The sequence below is a fragment of the Winogradskyella sp. genome (assembly GCF_013042245.1).
In the GTDB taxonomy this organism is placed as follows: Bacteria; Bacteroidota; Bacteroidia; order Flavobacteriales; family Flavobacteriaceae; genus Winogradskyella.
In genome coordinates, this window is record NZ_JABDQL010000079.1 from 1 (window position 1) to 14,917 (window position 14,917).

The following is a 14,917-nucleotide window of genomic DNA, read 5'->3' on the forward strand; positions in this document are numbered from 1 at the left end:
CTGTTAAGTACAAAAGAGTATTGCATTAAAGCATGTGTATGAAAATTTTACCTAAAAGGGATTCTTAGCAGTTTAATCTAAAATGTTGAAAACATGAACTTTAAACATAATTTATTCGTATGAAACATCCATGCAAGGATTTTGCCACCCGATGGAATGACTTTTGAGGCGGATAAGTTGGTAAGAATTAATTTGTAAATTTGAAAACAAAGTAGCATAATTTAAAAAGGTAGATTTTTACTGGAGGTTGAAACATCCTGCAAAACAGGAAACCCCGAACATGAAACTGATAACAAACGTTAAGCACCCAAGAGTATTGCCAATCCGAGAGTAATCAAGGAGGGAGCATGAATATGAAATTTTAATTTTCCTAACGTATTGCTACTTATTAAAATAGATAAAATACCGAAACCTATAAATGGGACAGGGTTTTTTTAGTCAAAAATCAAACAATAAACACGTTAAGCCCTGTAAATCAAAGAGGTAACAAATAAGTAGAAAGACACATGAAAAAGGGTTTTATCATAATGAAATTGTGTTACAATACATTCATGAAAATATAAATAATACAAAGGATAAAGTAACAAAATCAAATTTTGAGGCCAATTATTTTTCCAAAAGAGAACTGCAAATATTAGGGCTAGTTTGTAAACAAATGACTGCTAAAGATATAGCAGATAAACTCTTTCTTAGCCCAAGAACGGTTGAAGGTCACAGAAATAATCTTCTTTTAAAAACAGATTCTAAAAATATTGCAGGTTTGGTAATCTATGCACTTAAAAATAAGCTTATTGATTTTGAAAATGATATCAACATTAATTAAAGAGCATTAAGGATTAACAAATTGTCTTTTTTTGAGCATTCTCAATCAGTAAATTACACAAAAATTAGTATTTTTGCATCCTTATAAGAAATGCTAAAAATGAGCCAAAAGTTCCCTGAATACAAAGGACTTAACTTACCAAATGTTGCTGATGAAATTAGCAACTATTGGGAAGCAAATGATATCTTCAATAAAAGTGTAACCACACGAGAAGGAAAACCACCTTACGTGTTTTTTGAAGGACCACCTTCTGCAAACGGATTGCCTGGTGTGCACCATGTCTTAGCACGTGCCATTAAAGATATTTTTCCACGCTATAAAACCATGAAAGGTTTCCAAGTAAAGCGTAAAGCAGGTTGGGATACCCATGGTTTACCAATTGAATTGGGCGTTGAGAAAGAACTTGGTATTACTAAGGAAGATATTGGCACCAAAATTACAGTAGAAGAATATAATGCCGCTTGTAAAAAAGCCGTAATGCGTTATACGGATATTTGGAACGACCTCACCCAAAAAATGGGTTATTGGGTTAATATGGACGACCCATACATTACCTATAAATCCAAATATATGGAATCTGTTTGGTGGCTCTTAAAACAGATTTACAATAAAGATTTATTATACAAAGGCTATACAATTCAGCCATATTCTCCAAAAGCAGGTACAGGTTTAAGTTCGCATGAGCTTAATCAGCCAGGAACCTATCAAGACGTAACAGATACAACGGTTGTAGCTCAGTTTAAAGCCAATGCAGAGAGTCTTCCTGATTTGCTTCAAGATGAAGGTGATATTTATTTCCTTGCTTGGACGACAACACCTTGGACATTACCGAGTAATACGGCACTAACTGTTGGACCAAAGATTGATTATGTTTTGGTTGAAACCTATAATCAATACACATTTAAACCTATGAATGTAGTTTTAGCGAAGAGCTTAGTAGAAAAACAATTCGCTGGAAAGTTCAATCAAGTTGAAAAAAAATCAGAATTATTAGCCTACAATTCTGGAGATAAAAAGATTCCATACTATGTCGTCAAAGAATTTAAGGGAAAAGATTTAGTAGGTATCACTTACGAACAACTATTAGATTTCAATCTTGAGTTTGAAAATAAACAAAATGCTTTCAGAGTCATTTCTGGAGATTTTGTAACCACTGAAGACGGAACAGGAATAGTTCATACAGCACCAACTTTTGGTGCAGATGATGCTTTGGTTGCAAAGCAAGCAAACCCTGAAATCCCACCATTTTTAGTAAAAGATAAGAACGATAATTTAGTACCACTAGTAGATTTACAAGGTAAATTCAGAACGGAATTAGGCGATTTTGGTGGTAAATACGTAAAAAACGAATATTATCCTGATGGTGAAGCGCCAGAAAAGTCAATAGATGTTGAGCTTGCCATTAAATTAAAGATTGAAAATAAAGCCTTTAAGGTTGAAAAATATAAACACAGCTATCCAAACTGCTGGCGTACAGATAAGCCTATTTTATATTACCCCTTAGATTCTTGGTTCATCAAAGTGACAGATGTAAAAGGTCGCATGCACGAACTTAATATGGGAATTAACTGGAAACCAAAATCCACAGGTGAAGGCCGTTTTGGAAACTGGTTAGCAAACGCTAACGATTGGAATTTATCACGTTCACGTTTTTGGGGAATTCCATTACCAATTTGGAGAACTGAAGACGGAAAAGATCAGATTTGTATCGGTTCTCTGAAAGAACTGAAAGCAGAAATGAAAACAGCCGTAGAAGCTGGTGTTATGTCTGAAGATATTTTCGCTGATTTTGAAGTTGGCAATATGTCTGAAGAAAATTACGAGAAAATAGACCTACATAAAAATGTAGTTGATAAAATTGTTTTGGTTTCAAAATCAGGTCAGCCAATGAAACGCGAAAGCGATTTAATCGATGTATGGTTCGATTCTGGTTCAATGCCTTATGCACAATGGCATTATCCGTTCGAAAACAAGAATCTTATAGATAATAACGAAGCTTTTCCAGCAGATTTTATTGCTGAAGGTGTAGACCAAACACGTGGTTGGTTTTATACACTTCATGCTATCGCAACCATGGTTTTCGATTCTGTAGCTTATAAGAATGTAGTGTCAAACGGGTTAGTTTTAGATAAAAACGGCCAGAAAATGTCTAAGCGATTAGGTAACGCAACAGACCCGTTTGAAACATTATCAAAATATGGTGCAGACGCTACACGTTGGTACATGATAAGTAATGCGAATCCATGGGATAATTTAAAGTTTGATGTAGATGGAATAGAAGAGGTAAGGCGAAAATTCTTCGGAACGCTTTACAACACCTATTCGTTCTTTTCATTATATACAAACCTAGACGGTTTCGATTATTCCGAAGCTGATATTCTATTAAACGAACGTCCAGAGATAGACCGTTGGATACTTTCAGAATTAAATACATTAATTAAAAAAGTAGATGCTTTTTATACGGATTATGAGCCAACAAAAGCTGCACGAGCTATTTCAAATTTTACGCAAGAATACTTAAGTAACTGGTATGTGCGTTTAAGTAGAAGACGTTTCTGGAAAGGCGATTACCAAACCGATAAAATTTCGGCATACCAAACGCTTTACACCTGCATGGTAACTCTGGCAAAATTAGGAGCGCCAATTGCACCTTTCTTTATGGATAGATTGTACTTAGATTTAAATGCTGTTACCAAAAAGGAGAATTTTGAAAGTGTACATTTAGCTGAATTTCCTATTACAGACAAAAGTGCTATAGATAAAGTCTTAGAACGCAAGATGGAAAATGCACAGACTATTTCATCTTTAGTTTTATCCTTAAGAGCAAAAGAAAAAATTAAAGTACGTCAGCCATTACAGAAAATTATGATTCCTGTAACGAGTACGCAACAAAAAGAGGAGATAGAAGCTGTGGCTGATTTAATAAAATACGAGGTTAATATAAAAGAAATTGAGCTGCTTGAAGATGCATCAGATATTTTAGTGAAGCAAATCAAACCAAATTTCAAAACCCTTGGGCCACGTTTTGGAAAAGACATGAAACTGATTGCTAGTGCAGTCAATAGTTTTACATCAGAAGATATTAACAAAATGGAGCAAAACGGCAGTTTTGAACTAGATATTAATGAAAAAAATATTACATTGAACCTTGAAGATGTGGAGATTACCTCACAAGATATCGAAGGATGGTTAGTGGCCAACGAAGGTGCATTAACAGTGGCCTTAGATGTTACTATAAATGAAGATTTACGTAGAGAAGGCATTGCAAGAGAACTCGTTAATCGTATTCAGAATTTACGTAAAGATTCAGGTTTTGAGGTTACAGATAGAATAGATGTTCAGTTGCAAACAGAAACTAATATTGTAGATGCTGTAAGTGACAATGAAGACTATATTAAAACAGAAACTTTAACAAACGATTTAAAAATTATTGATAACCTAAACAATGGTATAGAAATTGCTTTTGATGATGTAAATACCAAGTTGTTTATTCAAAAACATTAAGACATGGCAGCAGATACAAATAATAGATATTCAGATAAAGATTTAGAAGAATTTAGAGTGCTTATTCAAGAAAAAATTGATAATGCAGAGCACGATTTAGAGTTGATTAAAAGTGCTTACATGAACGACCATGATAATGGTACTGACGATACATCACCGACGTTTAAGGCTTTTGAAGAAGGAAGTGCTACAATGAGTAAAGAAGCAAATTCGGCTTTAGCTATTCGCCAAGAAAAATTTATCCGAGACCTAAAAAATGCTGTGATTAGAATTGAAAACAAGACCTATGGTGTGTGCCGTGTTACAGGTAAACTCATTAAAAAAGAGCGTCTAAAATTAGTGCCACACGCAACACTAAGTATTGAAGCTAAAAACATGCAGAAATAATTATTTCATGCAGTGTACATTATATATTTTAAAGTCTTGGGATATTAATTTCAAGACTTTTTTATTTTTTGGTTTTATTGGATTTTCAGTTTTTAGCTTCGGGCAGAATAAAGCTAAAAATATATTTTCGTCTAATAATATTTCTGAAATTATTATTGACGGGGACCAGATTTTTAGTATCAAGGTTACTACAGAAAAATCTGAAACTATTACGATTAATTCAGTATCTGATGGTGATTATGGTAATGACTACCAAGTTATTTCAAAAGTCAAAGACAAACAATTATTTGTAGCTCTTAATCGAATATCTGTAGAAAAAATACCTGATGACAAACGTAATGCGCATAAGGTGGTTGCCGCAGCGTTAGAAATTAAAATACCTGAGAGCCTGAATCTTTCAGTAAAAAGTGATGTGGGCTCTGTGGAAGCCAAAGGGCGATTTAATGAGATTAAATTTAACCTTTTGCAAGGTGGTTGTACTATTGACGGTACTGCTCAATTGGCAACCATTAAGACGGTTGATGGAAATATATTTGTAAGAACAAAAAATGCAATAATACAAACAGACTCGCATCATGGATTAGTAGATTTTCCTAGCGATATGTTAGGTTTTAACGTATGGCGATTAACCACAAATGGCGGGAATATTACTGTCAAAAAGATTGAACAATAGATTTTTATGTCTTTAAAAAAATCACTTTTTATTATTATTCTTATTCTACTGATAGACCAGATCAGTAAAATATATATTAAAATAAATTTTCAGTTGCATGAAGATGTTACTGTCTTTTCGTGGTTCAAAATTTTATTTGTAGAGAACGATGGTATGGCTTGGGGTACGAAACTCAGTGATGTTTTTTCTTTTATTACTGATAAATCTGCAAAACTAATTTTAACGCTATTCAGAATCTGTGCAGTTTCTGTTATTGGTTACTGGTTGTTTAGTATTATCAAAAAACAAAAAACAAAAACCTTAATCTTTGCTATATCACTTATTTTTGCTGGTGCTTTAGGTAATATTATCGACTCTGTATTCTATGGTATATTATTTAATGATAGTTACGGACAAGTTGCTACAGTTTTACCAGAAAGTGGTGGCTATGCAGGCGTGTTTTATGGCAAAGTTGTAGATATGTTACATTTTCCTTTATTTTCTGGAGTTTTACCAGGTTGGCTTCCGCTTATTGGTGGAAAATATATTTCTTTTTTTGACCCAGTTTTTAATGTAGCTGATGTAGCTATAAGTACTGGGATTGGGATTTTGATTGTGTTTAATAAAAAGGCTTTTAAGGATAATACTAAAACTGAAATAATCGATTAGGCGTCACACAATAATCCAATGTAACATCATTTTTAGCAACTTTAATTTCTTTTTCAGCATCAAAAAAAGATAAACCAATTTTGATAGTTTCTGGTTTGCATTCTGCTAAAAAACGGTCATAAAACCCTTTGCCATAACCAATTCTGTTTCCTGTTTTATCAAAAACTAAAAGTGGGACAAAAACAACATCAATTTGTTGGTTAGAAATAGGAATACCATCCACAGGTTCTGGAATATTATATGCGTTTTTCTTTAGCTTAGTATTATCAGTCAACAAAAAAGGGGACATTGTAAAGTTTTCAAAATTACTTTTAGAGATAACAATATTTTTGTCTTTACCTGCTAGAATATTCAATATATATTCGGTATTGATTTCCTTTTGCTCTTCGATAGGCAAGAAGATATGATAAAAAGAATACTGCCAAATATCTAACTGCAATAACCGATTGGCAATAGCTATGCTCTTATTTTCAATGTCATTTTCAGTTAATTGCTGGCGTAAAGCTCTATATTTTTTACGTAATTCTGGTTTAGTCATTAGGCTTCAACCTTTGTAGAAATATGAAAAATAGCATCACCTTGATAGATGATTGGCGATTCGTTTACATTAAAAATATAACCACTATTTGGCGCTTTTACAAAATGATTAAAACTACCGTAAGGGTCTGTAATATTACCAATAACATCACCTTTTTCAACTTGAGAATTTACAGATACAGAAGCCTTAAACATACCAGAGTAATTGGCACGAATCCATTTGCTTTCCAAAATTTTTACTGTTTGTTTTTTTGGCTGACTCACTTTGAATTTTGAACTTAACATTTCAAGATGATGCAATACACGTTTTGCACCGTTTACACCAGTATTTGTTATTCTATTATCGATGTTAAATGACTTCCCACCTTCAAAAAGTAATATGGGAATTCCTTTTTTGTAACAAGAACTTCTAAAAGACTTTTTAATATTTCTTGAATAATAGACAAAAGGAGCTCCAAAAACTTGTGATAGTTCGTCTAGAACTATTTCATTTTTTACAATACGCATTTGTGCAGCATTAAAACGGTCTGCACCACCGGTATGAAAATCTAAAATTAAATCTGCATGTGGTACAATTTCAGTCATCAGTTTATGGGCTACACGACTCGCTAACGAACCGCTTTTATTACCTGGAAAAACACGATTAAGGTCTCGTCCATCTGGGAATTCACGATTCATATTAATAAATCCAAATACGTTTATTACGGGCACGCAAATAATGGTACCACGTTTTGGTATATTGATGCCTTTAGCAATAATCTGGCGTACAATTTCTACACCATTAACTTCATCACCGTGAATACCTGCAGTAATTAAAACTGTAGGACCAGATTTCTTAGAACGTTCTATAATTACAGGAACGTCAATGCTGTTTTGTGTGTGTAATTTAGCAACATTAAAACTCACTTGAGCGCTTTCGCCCAATGCTACTTCTTGACCTAAAATATTTAGAACTTCTTTTTCGCTCATATTCATGTCCGTAAAACGGCAATCTATTAATCTTAAACTTAGTTTCTATTGCGTTCTATAAATGTTATAATGGCTCTAGCTATATTTCTGCTGGTTGCACTTTCAATGCCTTCTAATCCAGGAGTGGAATTCACCTCAAGTAGTAATGGTCCACGAGCAGATTGTAACATATCTACACCACAAACGGGTAATTTTAAAACCTTTGCGGCATTGATGGCGAGCTTTAATTCATTGTGGTCTAGTTTTACAATTTCAGCCGAACCACCACGATGCAAATTAGACCGAAATTCACCTTCTTTTCCTTGACGCTTCATAGCGCCAACAACTTGTCCATCAACAACTAAAGCACGTAAATCTGCACCTTTTGCCTCGCGAATAAATTCTTGTACTATAACACGCGCTTGTAGGCCATTAAAAGCTTCAAGCACCGATTCCGCTGCATTTTTAGTTTCAGCTAAAACAACACCGAGACCTTGTGTACCTTCAAGCAACTTAATGATACAAGGTGTTCCACCTACGTGTTCTATAACTTCTACAACATCTCGTGAGTAGTTTGTAAAAACTGTTTTTGGCATGCCAATACCAGCTTTGCTTAAACGCTGTAGACTCTTTAATTTATCCCTTGAACGTAAAATAGAGTCTGATGAAGCTATGGTAAATACACCCATTTCTTCAAACTGTCGTACTACTGCGCATCCATAAAATGTTACAGAAGCTCCTATACGAGGAATAATTGCATCTACATAATCTAGATAACGGTCTTTATAATAGATGGTTGGTTTTTCTTTCTCAATAATGATATCACATTTTAAGGGGTCAATGATTTCGATATCATGTCCCCGATTTTCGCCTTCTTCTGCAAGTCGCCTTGTAGAGTAAAGATTGGGGTTTCGCGAAAGGATTACTATATTCATTGTAAAGTTGTATTGTAAGGTTGGTTTTCTATGTCGACATCAACTAAAAATTTGTTCTTTAAGAATTGTCGTCCTATTAAAACAGGAAATCTTATATCGTCTCTAGTGCTTAAAGTTAAGTTGATTTTATAGGTTTTTCCAAAGAAAATAAGATCTGTTTTTATTTTATAACGGTTTTCTTTAATACCATTACTTTTTTTACGTCTGTATATGTCTAGTCTTCAAAAATAATGACACCGGTTTTAAAGTTGGGGTGTCCGCTACTTTCAAAAATACAATAGAGCATATTGTTTTCCTCTTTGATTTTTGAGCAATGTATTGCAGAAGTGTAAGCGCCAGTGTCAATTTTTACATCAATATTATGTAAGTTTAGTTTAGGAAAGTCAATCTTATCAAAACGACCTAACATTTTTTTGTCATTAAATGATTTTAAAATTTAGTGTAGCGAAAGTATTAATAAAACAAATTGAAAATACGTAAGATAAATACTAATTATTACCTTTGAAAGTATGTCCGAAACGGCCTTAGATATTCAGATAAAAACCTTACCACATCAACCTGGAGTTTACCAGTATTTTGATGCAGATGAGAATTTGATTTACGTCGGAAAGGCTAAAGACATAAAAAAACGCGTTAGTTCTTATTTTACAAAGTATCACGACAATGGTAAAACGCGGGTTTTAGTCAGAAAAATCGCTGAGATAAAGCATATTGTTGTTGAGACAGAAAGCGACGCTTTGCTACTTGAAAATAATCTGATAAAAAAATACAAACCACGTTATAATGTTTTGCTTAAAGATGACAAATCTTATCCTTGGATTTGTGTAAAAAACGAACGTTTTCCGCGTGTATTTCCTACAAGACGTGTTATTAAAGATGGTTCTGAATATTTTGGTCCATATACAAGTATGAAAACCGTAAAAACCCTTTTAGGTTTAATAAAAGGCTTGTATCAATTACGAACATGTAATTACCATTTAACTGAAGAAAAAGTACAAGCCAGAAAATATAAAGTCTGTTTAGAATACCACTTAGGAAATTGTAAAGGTGCCTGCGAAGGTTTAGAGACTGAAGAGGAATATCATGGAAACATTGCCGCTATTCGCGAAATTTTAAAAGGAAATTTTAAGGATTCCTTACAGCAATTTAGAAAGCAAATGAAAACTTTTGCAGAAAATATGCAGTTTGAAGACGCTCAAAAAGTGAAAGAAAAGCTTGATATTTTGGAGAACTATCAGGCAAAGTCTACAGTTGTAAATCCTAAAATTAGTAATGTAGATGTGTTTTCGATTGTGAGTGATGAGAGCTATGCTTATGTTAATTTTTTACAATTGTCATATGGCTCTATTATTCGTTCCCACACTTTAGAAATCAAAAAGAAGCTTCAAGAAACGGATAAAGATTTACTGGAGTTGGCCATTACAGAAATTCGCCAACGTTTTCATTCTAATAGTAAAGAAATATATGTGCCCTTCGAAGTTGAGTTGGGAGATGAGGTCAAGGTATCTGTACCAAAGTTAGGAGACAAAAAAAGTATTTTAGATTTATCGGAACGAAATGCAAAATATTTCCGACTAGATAAACTAAAACAAATAAAAATTGTAGACCCAGATAGACACGCCAACCGTATAATGGCACAAATGAAAGCCGATTTACGATTATCTGAAGAGCCCAGACATATTGAGTGTTTTGATAACTCTAATATTCAAGGTACAAATCCAGTTGCTGCTTGTGTGGTTTTTAAAAACGGAAAGCCAAGTAAAAAAGATTACCGTAATTTTAATATAAAAACAGTTGTAGGACCTGATGATTTTGGGTCAATGGAAGAGGTTGTTTTTCGGAGATACAAACGACTTTTAGAAGAAGAGCTGTCGCTACCACAGCTTATAATTATTGATGGCGGAAAGGGGCAATTATCTTCAGCATTAAAAAGTTTAGATATTTTAGGATTACGCGGAAAAATTGCAATTATCGGTATTGCCAAGCGTTTGGAAGAATTGTTTTATCCAGATGACCCCATTCCCTTATATTTAGATAAAAAAAGTGAAACATTAAAAATTATTCAACAACTAAGAAATGAGGCACATCGTTTTGGTATTGAACATCACAGAAATAGAAGAAGCAAAGGCGCTTTAAAGACAGAATTAGAAAATATTCCAGGAGTTGGAGAGCAAACAATAGTTGATTTAATGAAGCGTTTTAAAACGGTTAAGCGCATTGCCAATGCCAAACTAGACGAACTAGAAACCGTTGTTAGTGTCTCTAGAGCTAATAAAGTATATAATTATTATCATAAAGAATAGATTGAAACTAAGTCTTAAATATAGTATCCTAATCCTGAGCTTTATCTTCTCGCTACAGCAGGTAATTGCCCAAGAAGTAGAAAGCCCTAAAGTTGGTTTGGTACTTAGTGGCGGTGGTGCAAAGGGTTTTGCACATATTGGAACGCTAAAAGTTATTGATAGTTTAGGGATTAAGGTAGATTATGTTGCAGGTACAAGTATGGGCGCTGTAATTGGGTCTTTGTACGCATCAGGATACTCTGGGAGGCAATTAGATTCGTTATTTAAAACTATAGATTTTGATGTGCTGTTAAACGATAAATTTTCAAGGAATTCTAAATCTTTATCAGAACGAAATAATTCGGAACGTTATGCCATAAGCCTGCCTTTTCGCAAATTTAAACTATCCTTACCTTCAGGATTATCAAGAGGACAAAATGTTTACAACTTGTTATATAAGTTAATGCTTCCAGTTAAAGACGTTTCAAATTTCGAAAATTTACCCATTCCCTTTTTCTGTATGGCCACAAATATTGAAACCGGAGAATCTGTAATTATGGATAAGGGAAATTTGGCCGAAGCGGTATCTGCAAGTAGCGCTCTTCCTACCTTATTTCAGCCAGTAGAAATTAATAATAAGATTTATATCGATGGTGGTGTTACCAATAATTATCCTATTGAAGAGCTAAAAGCAAAAGGAATGAATATCATCATTGGAGTTGACGTCCAAGATGATTTAAAAGATAGAAAATCTTTAGAGTCTGCTCCCGACATCTTATTGCAGATTAATAACTTTAGGACAATTGAGGTAATGCAAGACAAGCAAAAACTTACGGACATTTATATAAAACCAGACATTACAAATTTTACAGTCATTTCCTTTGACCAAGGCAGCGAAATTGTTAAAAACGGTGAAGCTGCAGCAACAAAAGAGCTAGATGCTTTAAAAAAGTTAAAAGCATCACAGAATAATTTTTCTCTAAAACCCAAACTTAAAATTACCGATACGATAACGGTTAGAAAAGTTAAAGTCACTGGTAACGAACGCTACACGCGATCCTATATTATAGGCAAATTGAAACTAAAAGGAGATGATAAGATTAGTTATAGCCAATTAAATAAAGGTGTAAACAACCTCGTGGCTACAAATAATTTTGACACGTTTAGATACAGACTTATAAAAACAGATATTGAAGATACTTATGATTTAGACGCAAAAATAAGAGAGTCTAAAACCAATACGTTTGTAAAATTGGGAGTACATTATGATGGTTTGTATAAAAGCGCAGCCTTAGTAAATTTTACTCAAAAACGATTGTTTTCTAAAAATGACATTGCGTCTTTAGACCTAATTTTTGGTGATAATATTAGGTACGATTTTGATTATTTTATAGATAAAGGATTCTATCTTAGTATTGGTTTAAAATCGAGATACAATCAATATGATACACCTGTTAATGCCAATTTAGTACTGCAACCAGATGACCCACTTTTGGGAAATTTAAATAAGGTAGATGTAGAATTGCAGGACCAAACCAATCAAATATTTTTTCAAACCTTATTAGCTAAAGCGTTTTCTGTAAATGCAGGTTTTGAGCATAAACGACTTAAAATAACTACCGAAAATTTAAATAACAACAATACCGAAGACGATTTTACTTTTGAAAACACAGATTATTACAGCCTTTTTGGAGGACTAAAAATTGACACCTATGATAATCGATATTTCCCGAATAATGGGATTTGGATTAGCGGTAATTTGCATTGGTATTTAGGCGCTGATGGTTTTAATACCAATTTTGCGAGTTTCTCAATTGCCAAAGCAGATATTGGTTATGCATTTAGTCCGTCAGATAAATTTTCAATTAATTTGGAAACCTCAGGCGGATTTCAGCTAGGAGACCGTTCTACCAATTTTCTAAACTTTGCTTTTGGTGGTTATGGCCAAAATTTTATTAATAATTTTGATTCGTTTTACGGTTACGATTATGTGTCTATTGTAGGCAACAGTTTTGTAAAAGCAGATGTAACACTAGATTACGAGTTGTTTAAAAAGCAACATATTATTCTCTCAGGTAATTTTGCAAATATTAGTAATAATATTTTTGATGATGGCGAATGGTTTACTGAGCCAGACTACACAGGTTTTGCTTTGGGGTATTCAATAGAAACCTTTTTAGGGCCAATTGAAGCTAAGTATACTTGGTCGCCAGAAATTAAAGAAAGCTATTGGTTTTTTAATGTAGGGTTTTGGTTTTAACAAAGCGCTACTTTGTGATGTTGAACTGGTTTCAGTATCACACTAATTTATTGAACATCATACCAATTTAAGAACGTTGCTACAACTTATAACTTAGTTTAAACATCACAATCCGTGGCAAAACAAACGTTCTATTATCACTTATTACAAACGCATTAAAGCTGTTATTTTGTCTAAATTTTACATCAAAAATATTAGTGGCGTTAATTTCAAAACCCCAAGGACTATCCTCTTTTTGGTAAAACAATGACGCATTAGCTGTATCAAAGGTGTTGATGATTTTTTGGCTTCTGTTGTTATAATTATCAAATGTGTAATCTGCCTTGAGAATAAAATCTTTCCAAAAATCATATTCAAGTATAACTTCTAATCTATCGTTTTCAAATTCGTTACTAAACCCATTAGCTTTATAATTACTAAAATCTTTAGTGTATTTTAATTCAATATTGGGATGATTCTTAAAAGACGTTTCTACACCAATAGTTGTAGAAATAGATTTTGAGATATTAAGATTGGTATTAGTATTCAAAATCTGAAAAAAATCATTGTAGCTAAAACGGCTACTTAGGCTATACTTTATCTTTTTTATTTTTTTTGAAATACGACCACTCAAACTCCAATTATGTTCTGGTTGGTCAAACATGATAGGTGTGTTAAAGGATTCTATGCCATTAAGCTCGGTAACGTTTTTAATTGTAGTAATGCGCTTGTTAAAGCTAGTGTTTATATTGAAGTTGAGGTTTTTAAACAAGCTAAACTTATAATAACTTAAACTTGCTGTATGATATAGTTGGTTTTCTAATTGGGTATTACCTCGAAAAACAGAATTAAAATTAGATAACACAAAATTATTGGATAATTGGTTAATACTAGGAAAACGCGCATTTAAGCGGTATCTAAAATTTAATTTTTCGCTATTACTAAACTCTACTTTAGTTGTCATTTGTGGTAAAAGCAAGGTTTTATTAAAATTTTGAGCATCCTCAAACTGTTGGGTACGCCACAAATACCCGTGATAAAACAACCCTGGTTTAAAAATAGCTTTACCAATTTGAAATTTATATTCTATACCTAAAAAAGTATTTAAAAAGTTATATCCAAAATCATTACCAAAAGCAGCAGAACTAAAATTATTGCTCGTGCCATCACTTAAGATTTGCTCGTCTTGGTTAAAAAAATCATTAAACGCCATATTAACGCCAACACTTGTGTAGATATGGTTAAAATTATTAAGCACCCAATAATCTTTAATAATAGCATTAAAACTATGAGATTTTGAGCGTTTGGTTTGTAAAATATTAAAAGGCGTACCATCATCTATAAGCGGAATCAACCCTTGTAAGATTTGTTGATTGGTCAACCACTCGGTAATGGGTTTATCATTTTGAAAGATATAAGTTGCTTCCAAAGTTGCGGTATGTGCTTTACTAAGTTTACGACTGTAATTAACATTTTGTTTTAGGTTAAGCGATACAACATCTGTTAATGTGTTTATATTATTATTTTGATTAGGATTTACTGTTGTAATTAAGCCATTACTATTGGTGTTTGTCATTTTTACAAAACTGTTATATGCAAAGTCTTCTTTAAGACTGGGGTCATAATCTATGGTGACTTTGCCAATAGTAAAAAAGTTGTTTACAGAGTTTGAAACACCGCGATTTTCTGTAAATGGCGTATCTAGATTTTGGAAATTATTTAAAGTCTCACTCGCCGTATCTGTTTTGGAGTTAGAACTAATAATATAACCAGATATATCTGTCACATTATTTATAGATTGCCTGATATTAAGTGCACCAAATTGGTTGGTATTTGAAGTAAAATCTTGATTGTTAAGATATCGCGAAAAATCACTATTAAACAAGCTAAAATAACTACCAGCATCTTCTAAAAGTTTACCAAAACCACCTTCAAATTCTA

The 14,917-nt window shown here is 33.1% G+C and carries 13 protein-coding genes; 7 read left to right on the plus strand and 6 right to left on the minus strand.

The genetic code is table 11. The features are described 5' to 3' along the window. Positions 1-535 precede the first annotated feature (535 nt). From HKP48_RS06570 to HKP48_RS06590, 5 genes are all read left to right on the plus strand, one after another. Positions 536-823, plus strand: coding sequence for a helix-turn-helix transcriptional regulator (locus HKP48_RS06570; protein WP_296344068.1), 288 nt, complete (start codon positions 536-538; stop codon positions 821-823). Between the two features lie 99 nt (positions 824-922). Next, entirely contained in the window at positions 923-4,327 is a 3,405-nt protein-coding gene (ileS, locus tag HKP48_RS06575) for an isoleucine--tRNA ligase (protein WP_296344070.1), read from the plus strand. Positions 4,328-4,330: 3 nt separating this feature from the next. Next, a complete protein-coding gene (locus HKP48_RS06580; RefSeq protein WP_296344073.1) occupies positions 4,331-4,714 on the plus strand; it encodes a TraR/DksA C4-type zinc finger protein in 384 nt (127 codons plus the stop codon). A gap of 7 nt (positions 4,715-4,721) precedes the next feature. Continuing rightward, entirely contained in the window at positions 4,722-5,387 is a 666-nt protein-coding gene (locus HKP48_RS06585; RefSeq protein WP_296344075.1) for a hypothetical protein, read from the plus strand. Positions 5,388-5,393: 6 nt separating this feature from the next. After that, positions 5,394-6,035 carry a lipoprotein signal peptidase gene (locus HKP48_RS06590; protein ID WP_296344078.1) on the plus strand — a complete coding sequence of 214 codons (642 nt, stop codon included), beginning with the start codon at positions 5,394-5,396 and terminating at the stop codon, positions 6,033-6,035. Here HKP48_RS06590 and HKP48_RS06595 read toward each other — a convergent pair. Genes HKP48_RS06595 through HKP48_RS06615 form a run of 5 tightly spaced genes read right to left on the minus strand, consistent with a single transcriptional unit; the run spans position 6,013 to position 8,864 of the window. Beyond that, on the minus strand, positions 6,013-6,573 hold the full coding sequence (locus HKP48_RS06595; protein ID WP_296344080.1) for a 5-formyltetrahydrofolate cyclo-ligase: 561 nt from the start codon (positions 6,571-6,573) through the stop codon (positions 6,013-6,015). The genes HKP48_RS06590 and HKP48_RS06595 overlap by 23 nt on opposite strands. Next, positions 6,573-7,541, minus strand: coding sequence for a succinylglutamate desuccinylase/aspartoacylase family protein (locus tag HKP48_RS06600; RefSeq protein WP_296344081.1), 969 nt, complete (start codon positions 7,539-7,541; stop codon positions 6,573-6,575). The genes HKP48_RS06595 and HKP48_RS06600 overlap by 1 nt, the downstream gene beginning before the upstream one ends. A gap of 38 nt (positions 7,542-7,579) precedes the next feature. Next, entirely contained in the window at positions 7,580-8,455 is an 876-nt protein-coding gene (rimK, locus tag HKP48_RS06605) for a 30S ribosomal protein S6--L-glutamate ligase (protein WP_296344082.1), read from the minus strand. After that, positions 8,452-8,667, minus strand: coding sequence for a RimK/LysX family protein (locus HKP48_RS06610; RefSeq protein ID WP_363928600.1), 216 nt, complete (start codon positions 8,665-8,667; stop codon positions 8,452-8,454). Before HKP48_RS06610 ends, rimK begins: the two co-directional genes overlap by 4 nt. A 2-nt stretch (positions 8,668-8,669) precedes the next feature. Further along, positions 8,670-8,864, minus strand: coding sequence for a hypothetical protein (locus HKP48_RS06615; RefSeq protein ID WP_296344084.1), 195 nt, complete (start codon positions 8,862-8,864; stop codon positions 8,670-8,672). A 100-nt stretch (positions 8,865-8,964) separates the two neighbouring features. Here HKP48_RS06615 and uvrC point away from each other — a divergent pair, with 100 nt between their 5' ends. Together uvrC and HKP48_RS06625 are read left to right on the plus strand one after the other, a co-directional pair. Beyond that, positions 8,965-10,758, plus strand: coding sequence for an excinuclease ABC subunit UvrC (uvrC, locus tag HKP48_RS06620; protein WP_296344086.1), 1,794 nt, complete (start codon positions 8,965-8,967; stop codon positions 10,756-10,758). A gap of 1 nt (position 10,759) precedes the next feature. Then, positions 10,760-12,997 (plus strand): patatin-like phospholipase family protein, encoded by a 2,238-nt coding sequence (locus tag HKP48_RS06625; protein WP_296344088.1) that lies wholly within the window; start codon positions 10,760-10,762, stop codon positions 12,995-12,997. Between the two features lie 79 nt (positions 12,998-13,076). On the opposite strand, the gene HKP48_RS06630 is transcribed toward HKP48_RS06625, so the two are convergent. Continuing rightward, on the minus strand, positions 13,077-14,917 hold a 1,841-nt coding region (locus HKP48_RS06630; RefSeq protein ID WP_296344090.1), incomplete at its 5' end, for a carboxypeptidase regulatory-like domain-containing protein.

Coding starts and splice junctions, on each gene's coding strand:
- ileS (WP_296344070.1), top strand. CDS start 923: ATGAGCCAAAAGTTCCCTGAATACAAAGGACTTAACTTACCAAATGTT.
- HKP48_RS06580 (WP_296344073.1), top strand. CDS start 4,331: ATGGCAGCAGATACAAATAATAGATATTCAGATAAAGATTTAGAAGAA.
- HKP48_RS06585 (WP_296344075.1), top strand. CDS start 4,722: ATGCAGTGTACATTATATATTTTAAAGTCTTGGGATATTAATTTCAAG.
- HKP48_RS06590 (WP_296344078.1), top strand. CDS start 5,394: ATGTCTTTAAAAAAATCACTTTTTATTATTATTCTTATTCTACTGATA.
- HKP48_RS06595 (WP_296344080.1), bottom strand. CDS start 6,573: ATGACTAAACCAGAATTACGTAAAAAATATAGAGCTTTACGCCAGCAA.
- HKP48_RS06600 (WP_296344081.1), bottom strand. CDS start 7,541: ATGAGCGAAAAAGAAGTTCTAAATATTTTAGGTCAAGAAGTAGCATTG.
- rimK (WP_296344082.1), bottom strand. CDS start 8,455: ATGAATATAGTAATCCTTTCGCGAAACCCCAATCTTTACTCTACAAGG.
- HKP48_RS06615 (WP_296344084.1), bottom strand. CDS start 8,864: ATGTTAGGTCGTTTTGATAAGATTGACTTTCCTAAACTAAACTTACAT.
- uvrC (WP_296344086.1), top strand. CDS start 8,965: ATGTCCGAAACGGCCTTAGATATTCAGATAAAAACCTTACCACATCAA.